This is a genomic window from Methylomicrobium lacus, from assembly GCF_041897535.1.
In the GTDB taxonomy this organism is placed as follows: Bacteria; Pseudomonadota; Gammaproteobacteria; order Methylococcales; family Methylomonadaceae; genus Methylomicrobium; species Methylomicrobium lacus_A.
On record NZ_CP169217.1, the window covers coordinates 3,117,919 to 3,134,611 of the forward strand.

At 58.4% G+C, this 16,693-nt stretch carries 18 protein-coding genes and 1 other RNA gene; 9 read left to right on the top strand and 10 right to left on the bottom strand.

From position 1 onward, the window contains the following. The first annotated feature begins 45 nt into the window (after window positions 1–45). From birA to ACEPPP_RS13850, 4 genes are all read left to right on the top strand, one after another. Window positions 46–1,041: a bifunctional biotin--[acetyl-CoA-carboxylase] ligase/biotin operon repressor BirA gene (gene birA, locus ACEPPP_RS13835; protein WP_374087608.1), complete on the top strand. Its 996-nt coding sequence runs from the start codon at window positions 46–48 to the stop codon at window positions 1,039–1,041. Continuing rightward, window positions 1,038–1,760 carry a type III pantothenate kinase gene (locus tag ACEPPP_RS13840; protein ID WP_374087610.1) on the top strand — a complete coding sequence of 241 codons (723 nt, stop codon included), beginning with the start codon at window positions 1,038–1,040 and terminating at the stop codon, window positions 1,758–1,760. Before birA ends, ACEPPP_RS13840 begins: the two co-directional genes overlap by 4 nt. A 5-nt stretch (window positions 1,761–1,765) precedes the next feature. Beyond that, a complete protein-coding gene (locus ACEPPP_RS13845; RefSeq protein ID WP_374087612.1) occupies window positions 1,766–3,193 on the top strand; it encodes a hypothetical protein in 1,428 nt (475 codons plus the stop codon). Between the two features lie 430 nt (window positions 3,194–3,623). Further along, on the top strand, window positions 3,624–3,815 hold the full coding sequence (locus tag ACEPPP_RS13850) for a hypothetical protein (protein ID WP_374087613.1): 192 nt from the start codon (window positions 3,624–3,626) through the stop codon (window positions 3,813–3,815). A 294-nt stretch (window positions 3,816–4,109) separates the two neighbouring features. Here the strand turns inward: ACEPPP_RS13850 and lpxD are convergent, their stop codons facing one another. Continuing rightward, window positions 4,110–5,150, bottom strand: a complete 1,041-nt coding sequence (gene lpxD / locus ACEPPP_RS13855) for a UDP-3-O-(3-hydroxymyristoyl)glucosamine N-acyltransferase (RefSeq protein ID WP_374087615.1) — start codon at window positions 5,148–5,150, stop codon at window positions 4,110–4,112. Between the two features lie 191 nt (window positions 5,151–5,341). After that, complete coding sequence (gene moaC / locus ACEPPP_RS13860) at window positions 5,342–5,776, bottom strand: cyclic pyranopterin monophosphate synthase MoaC (RefSeq protein ID WP_374090925.1); 435 nt, start codon at window positions 5,774–5,776, stop codon at window positions 5,342–5,344. A gap of 116 nt (window positions 5,777–5,892) precedes the next feature. Here moaC and moaD point away from each other — a divergent pair, with 116 nt between their 5' ends. The 3 genes from moaD to ACEPPP_RS13875 are packed head-to-tail and all read left to right on the top strand — an operon-like array spanning window position 5,893 to window position 7,431. Next, a complete protein-coding gene (gene moaD / locus ACEPPP_RS13865) occupies window positions 5,893–6,126 on the top strand; it encodes a molybdopterin converting factor subunit 1 (protein ID WP_374087617.1) in 234 nt (77 codons plus the stop codon). Between the two features lies 1 nt (window position 6,127). Next, entirely contained in the window at window positions 6,128–6,583 is a 456-nt protein-coding gene (locus tag ACEPPP_RS13870) for a molybdenum cofactor biosynthesis protein MoaE (protein ID WP_374087619.1), read from the top strand. An 8-nt stretch (window positions 6,584–6,591) separates the two neighbouring features. Beyond that, window positions 6,592–7,431 (top strand): DUF2797 domain-containing protein, encoded by an 840-nt coding sequence (locus tag ACEPPP_RS13875; protein ID WP_374087621.1) that lies wholly within the window; start codon window positions 6,592–6,594, stop codon window positions 7,429–7,431. Here ACEPPP_RS13875 and ACEPPP_RS13880 read toward each other — a convergent pair. From ACEPPP_RS13880 to ffs, 7 genes are all read right to left on the bottom strand, one after another. Further along, window positions 7,398–8,618, bottom strand: a complete 1,221-nt coding sequence (locus tag ACEPPP_RS13880) for an aminotransferase class I/II-fold pyridoxal phosphate-dependent enzyme (protein WP_374087622.1) — start codon at window positions 8,616–8,618, stop codon at window positions 7,398–7,400. The genes ACEPPP_RS13875 and ACEPPP_RS13880 overlap by 34 nt on opposite strands. 11 nt (window positions 8,619–8,629) lie before the next feature. Beyond that, entirely contained in the window at window positions 8,630–9,583 is a 954-nt protein-coding gene (locus ACEPPP_RS13885) for an L-threonine 3-dehydrogenase (protein ID WP_374087624.1), read from the bottom strand. A gap of 148 nt (window positions 9,584–9,731) precedes the next feature. Next, a complete protein-coding gene (locus ACEPPP_RS13890) occupies window positions 9,732–10,070 on the bottom strand; it encodes a histidine triad nucleotide-binding protein (RefSeq protein WP_024299807.1) in 339 nt (112 codons plus the stop codon). Window positions 10,071–10,279: 209 nt separating this feature from the next. After that, window positions 10,280–10,876 (bottom strand): recombination mediator RecR, encoded by a 597-nt coding sequence (recR, locus tag ACEPPP_RS13895; RefSeq protein WP_374087626.1) that lies wholly within the window; start codon window positions 10,874–10,876, stop codon window positions 10,280–10,282. Window positions 10,877–10,878: 2 nt separating this feature from the next. Further along, window positions 10,879–11,202: a YbaB/EbfC family nucleoid-associated protein gene (locus tag ACEPPP_RS13900; RefSeq protein ID WP_374087628.1), complete on the bottom strand. Its 324-nt coding sequence runs from the start codon at window positions 11,200–11,202 to the stop codon at window positions 10,879–10,881. Between the two features lie 15 nt (window positions 11,203–11,217). Further along, a complete protein-coding gene (gene dnaX / locus ACEPPP_RS13905; RefSeq protein WP_374087630.1) occupies window positions 11,218–12,834 on the bottom strand; it encodes a DNA polymerase III subunit gamma/tau in 1,617 nt (538 codons plus the stop codon). A gap of 39 nt (window positions 12,835–12,873) precedes the next feature. After that, an RNA gene (gene ffs / locus ACEPPP_RS13910) (signal recognition particle sRNA small type) lies at window positions 12,874–12,970 on the bottom strand. Between the two features lie 183 nt (window positions 12,971–13,153). On the opposite strand from ffs, the gene hemL reads away from it, so the two are divergent. Together hemL and ACEPPP_RS13920 are read left to right on the top strand one after the other, a co-directional pair. Further along, complete coding sequence (hemL, locus tag ACEPPP_RS13915; RefSeq protein WP_374090926.1) at window positions 13,154–14,449, top strand: glutamate-1-semialdehyde 2,1-aminomutase; 1,296 nt, start codon at window positions 13,154–13,156, stop codon at window positions 14,447–14,449. A gap of 198 nt (window positions 14,450–14,647) precedes the next feature. Further along, window positions 14,648–15,034 (top strand): hypothetical protein, encoded by a 387-nt coding sequence (locus tag ACEPPP_RS13920; RefSeq protein ID WP_374087632.1) that lies wholly within the window; start codon window positions 14,648–14,650, stop codon window positions 15,032–15,034. Between the two features lie 111 nt (window positions 15,035–15,145). Here the strand turns inward: ACEPPP_RS13920 and ACEPPP_RS13925 are convergent, their stop codons facing one another. Beyond that, window positions 15,146–16,645 (bottom strand): DHA2 family efflux MFS transporter permease subunit, encoded by a 1,500-nt coding sequence (locus tag ACEPPP_RS13925; protein ID WP_374090928.1) that lies wholly within the window; start codon window positions 16,643–16,645, stop codon window positions 15,146–15,148. Between the last annotated feature and the right edge of the window lie 48 nt (window positions 16,646–16,693).

The following is a 16,693-nucleotide window of genomic DNA, read 5'->3' on the forward strand; positions in this document are numbered from 1 at the left end:
CGCGTATCGATCAGGCCCGGTAAGCATGAGTACGGCAAGACATCCGTGCTGATTTCCGACAGTCAAAAGAAAATCCTGTCCCTATTGGCCGACGGCGAGTTTCATTCCGGCGCCGAACTGGCGGAGGTTTTGGGGGTCAGCCGTTCCGCGGTCTGGAAGCAGTTGAACGGGCTGGAGTCTCTGGGGGTGCCGCATGCGGCGGTCAGCGGCAAGGGCTATCGCCTGTCCCGGCCGATAGAGCTGCTGGATGGCGCAAAGATCCTCGATCATCTCGATGAGCAGCACCGGGCCAAGATTTCCAGCCTGGAAATTCACGATCAAATCGACTCCACCAACACCTACCTGAGCAGCCTGGCGCGGCAAAACGCGCCTTCGGGCTCTGTCTGTCTTGCCGAACGGCAAACCGCCGGCAAGGGCCGGCGCGGCAGACAATGGATTTCACCCTATGGCAGCAATATTCTGCTGTCGATCCTCTGGCGTTTTCAGCACGGGCCGGCCGCGATTTCGGCGTTGAGTCTGGCGATCGGTGTCGCGGTGATTCGGGCGCTGCGGCGGCTGGGCATCGACAAAGCCGGCCTGAAATGGCCGAACGACATTTACAGCGAAGGCAAAAAGCTGGGCGGTATTCTGATCGAAGTGGCGGGCGAAAACGAAGGTCCCTGTTACGCGGTGACCGGCCTCGGTCTGAACCTGTTTCTGCCGGAAGAGGAGGCCGGAGCTATCGATCAGCCATGGACGGATCTTGGCCGCATTGCCGGCGGCCGTCCTATCGGCAGGAATCAACTGGCCGGCGAGTTGATCGATCAATTGCTCAAGGTGCTGACCGGATTCGAGCAGACCGGCCTTGCGGCCTATCTGGACGAATGGCGGGAATACGATTGTTTGTGCGGCGAGTCGGCCAGCGTCTTTATCGGCGCGCAGCAGTTCGATGGCACCCTGGAAGGCATCGATGCGCAGGGATTTTTGTTGATGCGCGATGCGGACGACAGGCTCCGCGCCTTCGCTTCCGGCGAAGTCAGCTTTCGGCGCGCATTTCCGTGAATCTGCTGGTCGATATCGGCAACTCCCGTTTGAAATGGGCGACATCGGGGCCGGGCGGGCTGGCCGCAGGGTCCGCGCTGGCAAATTCTACACTGACCGAAGAAAGCCTGGCCGATGTCTGGGGCGGCATTCCGCCGCCGGAACGGCTGGCCATCTCCTGTGTCAGCGCCCGTCGGCTTGCCGGGATCACGCGTTCGGTCGCAGGCCGTCTATGGCCCGGCATCACTATAATCGAAGCCAAATCCGAGGCCGAGGCATTCGGCGTCAGGAACGCCTATCTACAGCCCGAAAAACTCGGCGTTGACCGTTGGCTGGCCTTGCTGGCGGCGCGCCGCCATTACGCGCTGCCGGTCTGCATCGTCGATTGCGGGACCGCGATCACGGTCGATCTGATCGACGAGCGCGGCCAGCACCTCGGCGGCATGATTTGCCCCGGCCTGGAGCTGATGAAAAAATCGCTCTCTGCCGGCACCGAGGCGCTGGTCTATGAAGCTTCGGCCTTTGCGGTGGGTCCCGCGAACCATACCGGCGCGGCCATTTACAGCGGCGTGCTGAGCGCGGCGGCCGGTCTGATCGAACACGTTTTTTCCGCGCAGCCCGAACATTGTCAGTTGCTGTTGACCGGCGGCGATGCGCGACTGATCGCAGGCCAGCTCGGCTGCGCCTGTCGGATCGATGCCGATCTGGTGTTTCGCGGACTGTCTCTGCTTGTCGAATAATGTCTATGAAATCAGCCTTTTTTCTCGTGCTTTTGGCGAATTTGACCCTGTTGATGTACGAGTACCACCGCGGCGCCTTCGATCAGGCGGCTGATGTGCCCGCGCCGGATACGGGTATGCATAGGGAGGCTATCGTGCTGGCGGGGGAGCAGAAAGAGCCGCCTGCCAGCCTCGCGGCGCCAATTCAGGATCTAGGCAGCAAGCAAGAAACCGCGGAGGCGGCACCTCAGGACACCCAGCCTGCCGCATCCGCCTGCTATCAGGCCGGGCCCTTTGCGGATGCGCAGGTGTTGAAGGCCTGGAGCCAGGCCGTCAAGGCCGTTCAAGGCGACGTAAAACCGATCATGCGCAACGCGCAGGAAATCACCGGCTATCTGCTGCTTTACCCGACGACGGGCAGCCCGCAGGACATGAAGGCTGCCATGCAAACCTTGCGCGAGCAGGGTATTCGCGACGCCTATCCACTCGCAACCGGCGAATATAAGGGCTATATTTCGCTCGGCATGTTTCACCGGGAAAACCAGGCCGCACATATGCAAAACGACTTGCAGGGCAGGGGAGTCGAGGCGGTCGTCAAGCCGCGCTTTAAGGAGGCGGCGCAGAAATATGTCTTGTTAACAGGTCCCGGAGCAATCGCCGAGCATTTGAACGAGTTGGGTAAACAATATCCGACGATTCGACTGAAGGCGTTGCCCGATAACGATCCTCTTTGCTTGGAAAATCGCTCGGATCAATCGGCGCCACCCGTTGCGGAACCGGCCGAGAGTGGAACAATGCAGGCGATGGAACATGCGCGGCAACCTGATACCGTAACCCTGCCTAGTAGAGCCGTCAGCGCCGAAACTGCGGCATTGAAAGCCGTTGAGCCGGTCGTGCAAAAAACGCCCGGAAAGCCGGCGCAAAAGCAGCCGAACGGCGCGGCAGGCGCAAAACCCGCCAGACTCGTTTGTTACGAGGCGGGGCCTTTCTCGAATGCGCAAAGTCTGAGTGCCTGGCAGAGACAGGTTGCGGGTGTTAACGGCCAGATGAAGCCGATATTACGCGATGGCAAAGCGATCAGCGATTATCTGGTGTTGTACGTTTCATCTGGCGGTGCGGAAGGCACCAAATCCACTATTCAAATGTTGCGGGCGCAGGGGCTCCACGATGCCTGGCCATTGCCTTCTGGTGAAGAGAAGGGGCAAATATCGCTGGGGGTGTTCAATCGGGAAGAGAATGCCGTGCAAATGCAAAAAAAGCTGCTCGACAAAGGCGTCAATTCGGTTGTGAAGCCGCGTTATCAGAGCAAACGGCAAAAGTTTGCGCTGATTGCCGGCGCCGAATCGATTGCCGGTAGGCTGCAGACGCTGGAAAAAAGCCATCCCGATATCAAGCTGCGCAGGATGGCGGATGCCGAGCAAAATTGCCCCAAGAATCAATCCGTCCGGGATTAAGGGTGCGGCTTCTCGCGGCTGGGTCATGTCCGTTCGGGTCGGTGGGTTTTGTCAAAACCTTGATAAAGAAGGGGGTAAAAGTCGCCCCGCTTTGTCGCCATCCTGAGTCGGCATAATTCAAAGGGACTCTTCCAGAGTGTGTTGGGAGTTTTGATTTATGAGGGAGTGGGTGTTAAAAAATAACAATAGTTTTCAATTTGTTATAGTGGTTTATTTAATGTCGGGATGAGCCGTTTTTTTCAATGCGTGATTTTGGAAGCCATAGGCGATGGATTTTTTTTTCATATGGCTTTGACACGGGGGCTTATCTCATGTTAAAAATTACGCCGTTGTTCAGATATAAACCGACAACCAACTCGTTAAAATTTTTGATGGGTTGCTCTCTTGAGGAGAGGGGCTTATAAAATTAATAACTATAGAGGATTTAAAAATGGCTGAAGCACAAGAAAGAGATAACACCTGGATCATCGTTGGCGTTGCAATCGCATCAATCATCCTGTTGGTTGTATTGCTGAAGAAAGACGAAATGAAGCACCTGGAAAGCGGCACCGTTGCTCAAAGTAACGCAGAAATCGATGCTAAATTAGCACAAAGAAAAACCAGAAACGTTACTGAACAGTAATAAAGCAGTACCCCCTGGTGGCGCTAGCCGGTAGGGGGTATTTTCTTACGCATAAAAAAATCCCCACTCCTCAACACTTAATCTTGGTCTGATTCCGTAAGCCCCGCGGGAACAGATGTGATCCTCTTGATAGACTTATCCGATTGACGACTCCGCTTTTCCCTGATCCGGGAAAAACGGCTTGCGGTCTGGCGATTTGTCGAGCGATTGAACTGTCCTCCGCTCTTCCCTGTGCCGGGAAGAAGGGTGGCCCGCTACTTGAAGCATTGCGTATCAAGCCCTCATGTCCTGCGGCTATGACTCCTTCTCCAGTGTCTGCAATTTTTCCTCCAGCTGCTTGACCTTCTTGATCAATTCGGGCAGTTTCTGTATTGCCAGCTGTTCCTTGTAAGCGGTTTTTTTATCCTTGGCCGGGCTGCCGAAATATTGTGCGCCTGCAGGAATGTCTCCGGCGACGCCGGAGCGCGCCAATACCACCGCGCCCTTGCCGATCGTGACATGATCCGCGACCCCGGCGCTGCCCGCCAGAATCGCATAGTCGTCGATCGTGCACGAGCCCGAGACGCCGGTCTGCCCGCACATGATCACATGCCGCCCGACCTTGTTGTTATGGCCGATCTGCACCAGATTGTCGATTTTGGAGCCGGTGCCGATCACGGTGCTGCCCAAGGCGCCGCGGTCGATGCAGGTATTGGCTCCGATTTCGACGTTGTCCTCGATCCTGACATTGCCGATTTGCGGTACCTTGACGTGCGCGCCGTTTCTGAATTTATAGCCGAAGCCGTCCGCGCCGATGATCGCGCCGGAATGGATCGTCACATGATCGCCGATCTCGACGTCGTCGTAGATCACCGCATAAGGATGGATGCGGCAATGCTTTCCGATCTTGACGTTGCGGCCGATATAGGCGCCCGCCAGAATCGCGCTGTGTTCGCCGATGCGCGTCTGTTCGCCGATCACTGCGTAAGGGCCGATATATACCGCCTCGCCCAGCGCCACATCGCTCGCAAGCACGGACTGCGGCGCGATCTCGGGCGCATAGGTGCGTTCGGGATGCAGGCGTTTGACCGCCTCGATGAAGGCCAGTTCGGGATCCTTGCAGACCAGCAAGGCCAAGGTTTCTGGAACTTTCTGATCGGCAAAGCCTTCCGCGATCAAGCAAGCCGACGCGGCCGATTGTTGCAGATGTGCGGCGTATTTGCTGTTGGTCAATTGCGTGACCTGTCCCGCCTGTGCAGAGCTGATGTCGGCGGCGGAATGGATGATCCGGTCGGCGTCGCCGCCTTCGATCCGGGCTCCGCAGAGTTCGGCTAGTTCTTTTACGGTGATTGGCATGGCGTTCTCGCTTGTTGCTATGGTCTGATGGCAGTCTTGTCGGTCGGGCTAGGCTCAGCCGTAACCCGATCCAGAGAGTGTTTCATTCAGGATGGTTTTGATGTTGGCAGGGTATCGCAAGTCAATTTTAGGACCCGTCGGGTGGCTTCAAGCCGCGCCTTAGTGTGATACGGCATCAGTGGCGAGCGGAATTAGCCACGTCGCCAGTGGCCGGACTTGCCGCCGTCTTTCTCGACCAGGCGCACGGTTTGCAGGGTCATGCCGCGGTCGACCCCCTTGCACATGTCGTAAATGGTCAACAGCGCGACTTGTACGGCGGTCAACGCTTCCATTTCGACGCCGGTCTGGCCGCAGGTCTTGACCAGCGCCTGGCAGCGGATGCGGCTCAGTTCCGCCTCGGCGCCGAATTCGACGGCGACATGCGTAATCGGCAGCGGATGGCACAACGGGATCAGATCGGACGTTTTCTTGCTGGCCATGATGCCGGCAAGCCGCGCCACGGCCAGCACGTCGCCCTTTTTATGTTCGCCTTTCAGGATCATGTCCAGGGTGGCGGGCTGCATCTCGATGTAACCCTCTGCGACCGCGGTGCGCTGGGTCACGGCTTTGTCGCCGACATCGACCATGATCGCTTCGCCGGCCTGATTAAAATGTGGAGTATGCGTCACAATTCGGTAGAATGACTGATCAAAACGCTCGTTTTCGAGCACAAAGGCTGATTTTTATCATTGCGTGAAGGTTTATGTCAATCAAAGTTCGCTATTTTGCCAGTCTGAAGGAACGCGTCGGGCGTTCGGAAGAGGAGGCCACGATCGCCGAATCTCTGACTGCGGACGCGCTGTGGCGGCAATGCGTCCCCGAATTGCCGCCGCCGGAGCAGATCCTGGTCGCGATCAACCTGGATTATGCGGACTGGGACAGCCTCGTCAAGGATGGCGATGAGGTCGCGTTCTTCCCGCCGGTGACCGGAGGTTAACATGCACGTCAAAGTGACTGCCGAGCCGTTCGATCCGTGGTTTGAGGCGCGATCCTATCAAGACGCGGCCGGGCAAATGGCCGGCAAGCTCGGCGCCTTGAGCCTGTTCGTCGGCACGATGCGCGATTTCAACGAAGGCGATCGGGTGACCGGCATGGTGCTCGAACATTATCCCGGCATGACCGAGAGAGCGCTTGAAAAAATCGTGCAGGAGGCCGCGGAGCGCTGGCCGGTGCTCGATGCACTGGTCGTGCACCGGGTCGGCGAGATTAAGCCGGCCGATCCGATCGTGCTGGTCGCGGTGTGGACTTCGCACCGCGGCGATGCGTTCGATGCGAGCCGGCACATCATGGAGGCGCTCAAGTCGAAAGCGCCGTTCTGGAAAAAAGAAAGATTGCAAGCCGAGGGCGAGCGCTGGGTCGCCGAGAATACCGACGGCTATTTGAGAAGAGAGTGAGGCAAAGGATGTTGGGAGCATTGGATAAGATGCAGGTGAAGCTGGAGCAGCCGGTGCAGTACCGCCTGCCGCTCGGTGACCAGATAGTGGAGTTGAACCCCTTGCTCGGCCAGTCGATCAGGCTGCGCTACACCGGCAACATTTTTTGCGTGCACTGCGGCAAGGCGACCAAAAAAAGTTTCAACCAGGGCTACTGCTATCCCTGCTTCATCAAGCTGGCGCAGTGCGACATGTGCATCATGAAGCCGGAGACCTGCCATTACGCGGCCGGCACCTGCCGCGAGCCGGCCTGGGGCGAGCAGTTCTGCATGCAGCCGCATATCGTCTATCTGGCCAATTCGAGCGGCATCAAGGTCGGCATCACCCGAGAGGGGCAAATTCCGACGCGCTGGATCGACCAGGGCGCGGTGCAGGCCTTGCCGATCTTCCGCGTGCCGTCGCGCCATGCGTCCGGCCTGATCGAAGTGATCCTCGCCAGGCACATCAGCGACAAGACCAGTTGGCAGCAAATGCTGAAGAATCAGGTCAGTCCGATCGACCTTCAGGCCGAGCGCGATAGGCTGTGGGCGCTCTGCAAGACAGAGCTGGATGAGTTGATTGCACGCCTCGAAGGCAACGCGATCGAATTTCTGACGGATCAGCCGAGCGTCGATATCCGCTATCCGGTCGACCATTATCCGGTCAAGGTCGCCTCGTTCAATCTGGACAAAAATCCGGAAGTTTCAGGCGTTCTGCACGGCATCAAGGGCCAGTATCTGCTGCTCGATACCGGCGTGATCAACATCCGCAAGTTTACCGGCTATGAAGTCGAGTTTCAGGGAAAACACGCCAGCTTATCCAGCAAATAATCCAGGTCTTTTGCGGTGTGATTGGCGGAAACCTGTAGCCTGATTTCCTGTTCGCCTTTCGGAACCACAGGATAATTCAAGCCGGTCGCCAGGATATTGTGCGCAAACAAATGATCGACCAGCGCGGCGGTTTTGTCGGTGTCGCGGATCAGCAGCGGCACGATCGGATGTTCGCCGGGCAGGGTCTCAAAGCCGAGGCGTTGCAGGCCGTTTCGGAGATGTAGGCTCAAGCCGCGCAAGGTTTCCAGCAACTGTGCTCCTTCCGGGCTATCGACGACCCGCAAGGCGGCCGAAGCCGCCGCCGCTTCGCCGGGGGTGATCGGGTTCGAATAGATGTAGAGCGGCGCGCTTTCCCTAAGGTAAGCGATCACCGCCGCGCTGGAGGCGACATAGCCGCCGTTCACCCCGAAGGCCTTGCCGAGCGTGCCGATCAGGATGTCGGCCTTGCCGCCGGTGACTTCCTCGGTGCCGCGTCCGGTTTTGCCGAATGCCCCGACGCCGTGCGAATCATCGACCAAGGTGATGATGCCCTGTTCGTAGGTATCTTCGTGTTGCCGGCAAATCGCGCTGATTTTACCGAGTTCCGCATGATCGCCGCGCATGCTGAAGACGCCGTCGACGACCACGCAAACGCGCTTGACCAGGCCTCGGTAAGCCGCAAGGATTGCGTCCAGCGCGGCCAGGTCGCCGTGCGCGAACACTTCCTTGCGGACGGGCTGGGCGAGGCGGATCGCGTTGATGATGCAGTTGTGATTCAGCGCATCGCTGACGACGAGCGTATCTTCCGCGATCAACAGCGGCAGCACGCCGAGCATCGTCGCATAGGCCGCGCTGAACAGCATCGCGGCTTCGCGGCCGTGGAACTCGGCCAGCTGTTTTTCGAGCTCGACATGCGGCCGGTAAGTGCCGCTGATGAAGCGCACCGCGCCGGGCCCTGCGCCATAAGTTTCGACCGCTTCGGCTTCGGCCCGGATCACGCGCGGGTCGAGCCCGAGACCCAGATAGGCATTCGCATTCATCCGTAAAAAATGGCGACTGCCGAAACCCTCCAGCAGATAACGCGGTCCGAAACCGTCTACCGCCGGCAGGATGCCGGTGATTACCTTCTCGCGACCCTTGCTGATGCCTTGCTGCCGTAATTGGCTGACTTTGTCTTGCAGCAGTGTTTCAATTTTTGAGAGCGACATTGGACCTCCGATTAGCCGTTTTGCAGTTTGACCGCGATTTTTTGAAGCATATCCTCGACCATCGCCGCCCTATCGAAGCGCGGCTGCCAGCCCCACTCGACGCGGGCGGCGCTGTCGTTCATGTGTCGCGGCCAGGAGGAAGCGATCGCCTGACGGACCGGATCGATCGTATAGGTGATCGTGAAGTCGGGGATGTGCTTCTGGATTTCGGCGGCCAATTCCGCGGGCGTGAAACTCATCGCGGTCACGTTGAACGCATTGCGGTGGCTGAGGCGGCTTGCATCCGCTGTCATCAGTGTGATTGCGGCGTCGATCGCATCGGGCATGTACATCATGTCCAATTGCGTGTCGGCGCTCAAAAAACACTCGTAATGGTGGCGGGTCAAGGCCGCATAAAAAATTTCGACCGCGTAATCGGTCGAGCCGCCGCCCGGCAGAGTCTTGCTCGAAATCAGCCCCGGATAACGCAGGCCGCGCGTATCGACGCCGAAGCGGCGGTGATAATAGTCGCATAACAGTTCGCCGGAGACCTTGGTGATGCCATAGATCGTGGTCGGCCGCTGCAAGGTATCCTGCGGCGTATCATCGGCAGGCGTGCCGGGACCGAAGGCGCCGATCGAGCTCGGAAAAAACACCGCGCATTGGTGTTTTCTGGCGCTTTCCAGTACGTTGAGCAAGCCGTTCATGTTGATGTCCCAGGCTTCCTGCGGCCTTTCTTCGGCCACCGCGGACAGCAGCGCGGCGAGATGAAAGATCGTGTCGCAGCGATTTTCCTCGACGACCCGATCGAGCGCCGCCGCATCGCGTACATCGAGCGGGTAAAACGGGGCTGATTCGAGCGCTCCATTAGACGGCTGCCGATTGCCGGATGCAATGATGTTATCCGCACCGTATTGCTGCCGGAGAACCTGAGCCAGTTCCGATCCGATTTGACCGGTCGCGCCGGTGATCAATATTTTTTTCATCAGGGCTCAACTTGCTTTTTTGAAAGCGATAATCAAGGCATATCCGTGCGGCAGTGGGTAAGCTGGGTTGAGAAACGACCATCAGCAATGTATTTATGTGTGGGGGGGGGTGAGGCTACAACTCGGCATACGAGCTATGGCTCCCGCATCATCCCGGGGGCCAATGCAAAGCCCGTCCGCCCAACAAATGCAAATGCAAATGATACACCGCCTGGCCGCCGTTCCTGTTGCAGTTGAATAAGGTTCTGTAACCTTCTTCGGCGATGCCTTCCTGTTCGGCCAGCTTGACCGCGGTTTGCAGCAGTTGGCCTCCCAGATGGGCGTCGTCGAGTTCGTTCAGCGTCGCGATGTGGCGTTTCGGGATTACCAGGATATGGACGGGTGCCTGCGGGTTGATGTCACGGAACGCCATGAGGGTGTCGTCTTCGTAAACCACGTCCGGTTTGATGTCGCCGGCGACCATTTTGCAGAATAAACAGTTCGTCATCGTTTTGCCTTGGGTCGGATGAGAGTAAAAAATCACGGGCCGATGCGTAAGAGTTTATGCATCGGATGGCGCATTTTATACCGAACCGAAGTTTGCGGGGATGACTTTAATCGTCGGAAGTATTGTAGGGTGCGCATCGCGCACCATCGAGAAGCCCAAAAGGTACGCGATGCGCATCCCATGCGGCTTGAAACGTTCGGAGAAGAGGCTTAAATGGTACGGCGCCCGTTGAACGCATGCAGCAGCGTGCCGCTGTCGATGTATTCGAGCTCGCCGCCCATCGGCACGCCGTGCGCGATGCGGCTGGCCTGGACGTGGTGCTTCTTGGCGAGTTCGCCGATGAAGAAGGCGGTCGCCTCGCCCTCGACGGTCGAATTGGTTGCGAGCACCAACTCCTTGATCTGGCCTTGAGCCAGTTGCTGTTCGAGTTGATCGAGCCCGAGCTCGCCGGGACCGATGCCGTCGAGCGGCGACAAGCGGCCGTGCAGTACGAAGTACAGGCCCTTGAATACGGTCGCCTGTTCGATGCTCCAGACGTCGGACGGATTTTCGACGATGCAGACGAGCGACTTGTCGCGGGCCGGATTCGCGCAGATGTCACAGAGCGGTTTTTCGGTCAGGGTGCGGCAGTTACCGCACTGGCCGATGTGGTCGATCGCCAGCAGCAGCGTCTCGGCCAGCGTGCGCGCGCCCTGGCGGTCTTTTTGCAAGAGGTGGAAGGCCATGCGCTGTGCGGTCTTCGGGCCGACGCCGGGCAGGCAGCGCAGGTGCTGGATCAGGCGGCCCAGGAGGCCGGTGTCACGCATGTTCAGAACGGCATTTGAAAGCCGGGCGGCAAGGGCAGGCCGGCGGTGATTTCGGCCATTTTTTCCTTCTTCATTTTGCCGACCTTGTTAACCGCGTCATTGATCGCGGCCGCGACCAGGTCTTCGAGCATGTCTTTGTCGTCGCCGATCAGCGACGGGTCGATCGTGACCTTGCGCGCTTCGCGCTTGCCGGTCATCAGGATCGTGACCAGGCCGCCGCCGGAGTGACCGGTCACTTCCATCGCTTCGATTTCTTCCTTCGCGCGTTTGAAGTCTTCCTGCATTTTCTGGGCTTGCTGCATGATGCTGCCGAGAGGATTTTTCATGAGTGTTCTCCTTGTTTAGACGGGTTCGATGGTGCCGGGAACGACCCGGGCGCCGAAATGTTCTTTGAGGGCTTGAATGTTTTGATCCGCCTCGATCGCGTCGACCGCGGCCTGTTGTCGGCCTTCGCGCTGCTTCAGCAGTTGCTCGGCCGGCGTCGCGGTGGTCGGTTTTTCGATCAGGATCGTCAGCTTGAGCGGTTTGCCGCGCAAGGTTCGCAGCGAGTCTTGCAGCTTTTCGATTCGCATCGGCGACAGCATGGTTTGATACGCAGGGTCCAGCAGCAGTGTGCAGGCATGATCGTCGATCGACTGCAAGGCGCATTGCTGCGCCAGTTGTTTGGTGATGCTTTCGAGCCGCATCGCCGTGATCATCTCCAGCCAGTTGTCGGTGGCGGGCAGGGCCGGCGCAGGCGCTTGTGCTCGGGGCTCTTCGCGCGCCGGTTGGCTCGCGACGGGCTCGGGGGCTGGTGCCGGCCGGGTCGCTATCGGTGGCGGAGCTGGAACCGGTTTCGCGGCAGGTTGCGGGCGTTTTTCCTGGGCAGTGTCCCGGGTCACCGGACGGAACGCCAGCATGCGCAGGAGTGCCATTTCAAAGCCGCTGCGCGGGTCGGGCGCGAGGTCCAGGTCTTTTTGTCCGAGCAGGCCGATCTGGTAGTAAAGCTGCACGTCTTCGGGAGGCAGTTGCGCCGCCAGAGACTTGATCAGCTCGCCGTCGAGTCCCGCGTCGATATGGACCGGCGCCTGCTGCAGCACCGCGATCGCATGCAGGGCTTGTAACAATTGGCGCAGCACGCCGCTGAAATCGGGCGACAAATCGGCCAGGTCGGCGATGATTCTGAGCAGACCGGGGGCGTCCTGGGTGGCCAGCGCGTTAAGCAGGTCGCCGACCGGCTGCTGCGCGATCACGCCAAGCATCGCGCCGACATCGTCGGCAGTTACCTTGCCGTTGCCGTGTACGATCGCCTGATCGAGCAGGCTCAGGCCGTCGCGCATGCTGCCGTCGGCGGCGCGCGCCAACAGCTTCAGGGCCGGGGCTTCGAAGGCGATCGTTTCCTGGTTCAGGATGAATTCCATCTGGCCGCTGATCTGTTCCTGCGACAAGCGTTTCAGATTGAATTGCAGGCAGCGCGACAGCACGGTGACCGGAATCTTGTGCGGGTCGGTCGTCGCGAGCAGGAATTTGACATGCGCGGGCGGCTCTTCGAGCGTCTTCAGCAGCGCGTTGAAGCTGTGGCCGGACAGCATGTGCACTTCGTCGATCAGATAGACCTTGAAGCGGCCCTGGTTCGGCGCATATTGCGCATTGTCGAGCAGGTCGCGGGTATCTTCGACCTTCGTGCGCGAGGCGGCATCGACTTCGATCAAATCCAGGAAACGGCCTTCATCGACGTCGCGGCAGACCTTGCAGGCGCCGCAGGGATTGTAATCCTGTAGATTTTCGCAGTTGATGGCTTTGGCCAGAATGCGGGCCAGGGTGGTTTTGCCGACGCCGCGGGTGCCGGTGAACAGATAGGCATGATGCAAACGGTCATGCTGCAAGGCGTTGATCAACGACTTGACGACATGTTCTTGACCGACGATTTCGGAGAAATTATGCGGGCGCCATTTGCGGGCGAGAACCTGGTAACTCATTTCAGGCTCAGTACGGATAGAAAGCGAGTAGGGCGGTAACCGCACCAGCCACATCCCGGCACACGAATCTGCTGCTACCGTTGCTTCCTTCCGGACCTGGCGGGGTTCGCAGCGTATCGTTGCGGGAGGACCGATACGATTACCATAATTCAGCCTTAGCGGCTGTGAGTCGGCTATTATCCGGGGGATTTGAAAAAAAAGCAAGTCCTGCTGGAATAATTTTTTTTCGATCCCGAATCGGCGGTAACAGCATGCGCTAATCATGCTAAAGTTAGCCGATTTCGACAAGCCCGTAGATTTTAACCTGAAAACGATCAATATGACAGAAGCAGCAACACTTTTTTCCGAAGCAAAGCGTGTGATTCCAGGCGGCGTCAATTCGCCGGTGCGTTCTTTCAGCGGCGTCGGCGGCACGCCGGTCTTCATCGACAGGGCGCAGGGCGCGTATATTTACGACAGTGAAGGCAAGGCCTATATCGACTATGTCGGCTCCTGGGGGCCGATGATTCTCGGGCATGCGCACCCCGCGGTGATCGCGGCGGTCAAGGCCGCGGCCGAAAAGGGGCTCAGTTTCGGCGCGCCGACCGAAATCGAGACGCGCATGGCCGAGAAGGTGATCGAGCTGTTGCCTTCGGTCGAACTGATACGAATGGTCAGCTCCGGCACCGAGGCGACGATGAGCGCGATTCGTCTGGCCCGGGGCTATACCGGCCGCGACAAGATAGTCAAATTCGAGGGCTGCTATCATGGCCATTCCGATTCGCTGCTGGTCAAGGCCGGCTCCGGCGCCTTGACCTTCGGCGTGCCGAGTTCGCCGGGCGTGCCAAATGCGGTGGCCGAGAATACGATTACCCTGACCTACAACGACAGCGAGGCGGTTGCCGAACTGTTTGGGCAAATCGGCGAACAAATCGCCTGCATCATCGTCGAGCCGGTGGCCGGCAACATGAACTGCATTCCGCCGGTGCCGGGCTTTCTCGAAACGCTCAGGAAAGTTTGCGACCAATACGGCAGCGTGCTGATCTTCGACGAGGTGATGACCGGCTTCCGCGTCGGTTTGCAGGGCGCGCAAGGGGTTTACAACATCAAGCCGGATCTGACCACCTTGGGCAAGGTGATCGGCGGGGGGATGCCGGTCGGCGCGTTCGGCGGCAGCCGCAAGATCATGGAGATCTTGGCGCCGGCGGGCCCGGTCTACCAGGCCGGCACCTTGTCAGGCAATCCGGTCGCGATGGCGGCGGGTCTCGCGACCTTGGAACTGGTCCAGCAGCCGGGCTTTTTCGAGGCGCTCGGCGCGAAAACCCGAAGGCTGACGAGCGGCCTGCAAGCGGTGGCGGATCAAGCCGGCATCGGCTTCACGACCAACGCGGTCGGCGGCATGTTCGGGCTGTTCTTCAGCGCCAAGGACAAGGTGACCAGCTTTGCCGACGTGATGCAATGCGATCAGGAACGCTTCAAGCGTTTCTTCCATGCGATGCTGGCCGAAGGCGTGTATCTCGCGCCTTCCGCATTCGAGGCGGGCTTCGTGTCGGCCGCGCATAGCGAGCAGGATTTGAACAGTACGATCGAGAAAGCGGCGCTTTGCTTCAAGGCCCTGTTAAAAACAAATTCATGAAATGATTGAAATGCTTGCCTCCTGTTCTGATGACTTTCGATTAAGATGAAGGGTTTGCGTAGCCAAATATCTTGCGTAGGAGATTGCTAAAACATTAATAAATTGTGGTAGAATCGCAGACGGTACACTAATACCGTTTCAAAACCGTTACTGATTTATAAAAATCAAATAACAAAAAAAACAGAGGACTCTAACAATATGAAAATCTTGAAAAAAATCGCACTTGCTGCACTGGTCGGCGCTTCCATGGGTGTTTTCTCTACCTCTGCAATGGCGGAAGCTTCTGACGGACGTATCGTCTACCCACCAGCAGAAGCGATTGATATGACCGTTAAGAAAATCGAAGCGGCTCTGGCTTCTGCAACTTCCGGCGGCGATGCTGAAACGATCGCCAGCCTGACCAAGGCGGCATCGGATATGAGCAAAGAAATCAACGCTAACGACAAAGTCGATATCGCTCGCAGCCGCGGCAACACTGTGTTGAAAAACGCTCGCAACGCTGCCAAAGCCGGCAACATTCCAGAAGCAGAACAACTGCTGAGAAAAGCGCTGCAAGATTTCACCGCGCTGAAAGGTCTGCTCTAATTTCTGCTTGAAATCCTATCGGGAGGCTTCGTGCTTCCCGATACTTTTTTCGTCTTCTCCCCCCTTTTTTTTCTTTTGGAAACCCGCCCGTTCGTGGCTGTTATTTTTCCCTCAATGCCCGCCGCTAGCTCCGCTGTCAGCCGAGACCTTGCTGACCCACGGCATCAGCAGTAGCGTGGCAAAAAACACCAGCGCCAGGATATGAAACATCGTATTCAGCGTCAGCACTTCGGCTTCGCGCATCGCCATGCCGTAAACCTGCTTTAGCGCGGCCAAGTCGGCATCGGGCAGGCCGGCGCCGGATAGGCGTTGACTTAATCCGCCAAGCAAGGCCCATGCTTCCGGCGATGCGGCCGTGACATGCTCGCGCAGTGCCGCGTAATTCCCCTTGTTCAATTGAATCATCAGCGTATTCGCGACCGCGAGACCGATCGCGCCGCCCAGGTTGCGCGTCAAGTTGTAGAGCCCGCTGGCATTCTTGACTTCTTCCGGCGGCAAGGTGCCTAGCGCCAGGGAATTGATCGGCAGGAAGCAATACATCAACGAAAAGCCCCGAATCGCCTGCGGCCAGAAAAATTCCCAGTAGCCCGAATCATAGGTCAGATTGCCGTTCATCCAGCAGCCCAGCGCGAAGCCGGACAAACCCAGCGCCAGCATCAGCCGCGAATCGATGCGTTTCACCAAGGGACCTGCGACGAACGCGGACAGCAACTGAAACATGCCGGTGACCATGATGTACTGACCGATCTGCAGGCTGTTCAGGCCTTTCACGCTGGCCAGATAGACCGGCATCAGAAACATCAGCGTGAACATACCGGTGCCGAGTATGAAGCCGAGCGTGCAGCCGACCGTGAAATTGCGATTGCGGAACGCCCACAGGTCGACGATAGGATGATCTATCGTCAGTTCGCGGTAAAGCATCGCCATGCCGGAGGCAACCGCGACGAAAGTGAAAAATACGATCTCCCGGCTCTCGAACCATTGCTCCTTGACGCCTTCTTCGAGCACGAATTGCGCGCTGCCGAGAAACACCACGATGTAGACGATGCCGAGAAAATCGATCTTCTTCAGCAAATCCCACTCGGGTTCGTCGACCCGGACGAACTGCCATGTCGCCAAACACACCAGCACACCCGGTGCGAGATTGATCAGAAACAGTGCCTTCCAGGATACGACTTCGGTCAGATAGCCGCCCAGCACCGGCCCCGCGGTCGGTGCCACCATCACCACCATGCCGACCACGATCACCATCGCCGGCTGCAGGCGCGGCGGAAACAAGGTGTAGATCACCGCAAACACGGTCGGTATCATCGCGCCGCCGAACAAGCCCTGAAAGGCCCGGAACACCACCATCGACGGCAGATTCCAGGCCAGCACGCAGCACAGGCTCATCAGGGTAAAACCGCCGCAGGACAGCACGAACAAAATGCGCGTGGAAAAGGCGCGCGCCAGCCAGCCCGACAGCGGGATGATCACGACTTCCGCGACCAGATAGGCGGTCTGTACCCAGGTGATCTCGTCCTTGGTCGCCGACAGCCCTGCCTGAATCTGTTCCAGAGAGCTCGCAACGATCTGGATGTCCAGAATCGCCATGAAAATGCCGAACACCATCGCGGTGAAGCCGAGCCATTGCTGGGTCGTCAGCTCGCCATCGGGTGG

Excerpts from the sequence above, each read along its gene's own strand:
- ACEPPP_RS13845 (WP_374087612.1), top strand. The coding sequence starts at position 1,766 with ATGAAATCAGCCTTTTTTCTCGTGCTTTTGGCGAATTTGACCCTGTTG.
- ACEPPP_RS13850 (WP_374087613.1), top strand. The coding sequence starts at position 3,624 with ATGGCTGAAGCACAAGAAAGAGATAACACCTGGATCATCGTTGGCGTT.
- lpxD (WP_374087615.1), bottom strand. The coding sequence starts at position 5,150 with ATGCCAATCACCGTAAAAGAACTAGCCGAACTCTGCGGAGCCCGGATC.
- moaC (WP_374090925.1), bottom strand. The coding sequence starts at position 5,776 with ATGGTCGATGTCGGCGACAAAGCCGTGACCCAGCGCACCGCGGTCGCA.
- moaD (WP_374087617.1), top strand. The coding sequence starts at position 5,893 with ATGTCAATCAAAGTTCGCTATTTTGCCAGTCTGAAGGAACGCGTCGGG.
- ACEPPP_RS13870 (WP_374087619.1), top strand. The coding sequence starts at position 6,128 with ATGCACGTCAAAGTGACTGCCGAGCCGTTCGATCCGTGGTTTGAGGCG.
- ACEPPP_RS13875 (WP_374087621.1), top strand. The coding sequence starts at position 6,592 with ATGTTGGGAGCATTGGATAAGATGCAGGTGAAGCTGGAGCAGCCGGTG.
- ACEPPP_RS13880 (WP_374087622.1), bottom strand. The coding sequence starts at position 8,618 with ATGTCGCTCTCAAAAATTGAAACACTGCTGCAAGACAAAGTCAGCCAA.
- ACEPPP_RS13885 (WP_374087624.1), bottom strand. The coding sequence starts at position 9,583 with ATGAAAAAAATATTGATCACCGGCGCGACCGGTCAAATCGGATCGGAA.
- ACEPPP_RS13890 (WP_024299807.1), bottom strand. The coding sequence starts at position 10,070 with ATGACGAACTGTTTATTCTGCAAAATGGTCGCCGGCGACATCAAACCG.
- recR (WP_374087626.1), bottom strand. The coding sequence starts at position 10,876 with ATGCGTGACACCGGCCTCCTGGGCCGCCTGATCCAGCACCTGCGCTGC.
- ACEPPP_RS13900 (WP_374087628.1), bottom strand. The coding sequence starts at position 11,202 with ATGAAAAATCCTCTCGGCAGCATCATGCAGCAAGCCCAGAAAATGCAG.
- dnaX (WP_374087630.1), bottom strand. The coding sequence starts at position 12,834 with ATGAGTTACCAGGTTCTCGCCCGCAAATGGCGCCCGCATAATTTCTCC.
- hemL (WP_374090926.1), top strand. The coding sequence starts at position 13,154 with ATGACAGAAGCAGCAACACTTTTTTCCGAAGCAAAGCGTGTGATTCCA.
- ACEPPP_RS13920 (WP_374087632.1), top strand. The coding sequence starts at position 14,648 with ATGAAAATCTTGAAAAAAATCGCACTTGCTGCACTGGTCGGCGCTTCC.
- ACEPPP_RS13925 (WP_374090928.1), bottom strand. The coding sequence starts at position 16,645 with ATGGTGTTCGGCATTTTCATGGCGATTCTGGACATCCAGATCGTTGCG.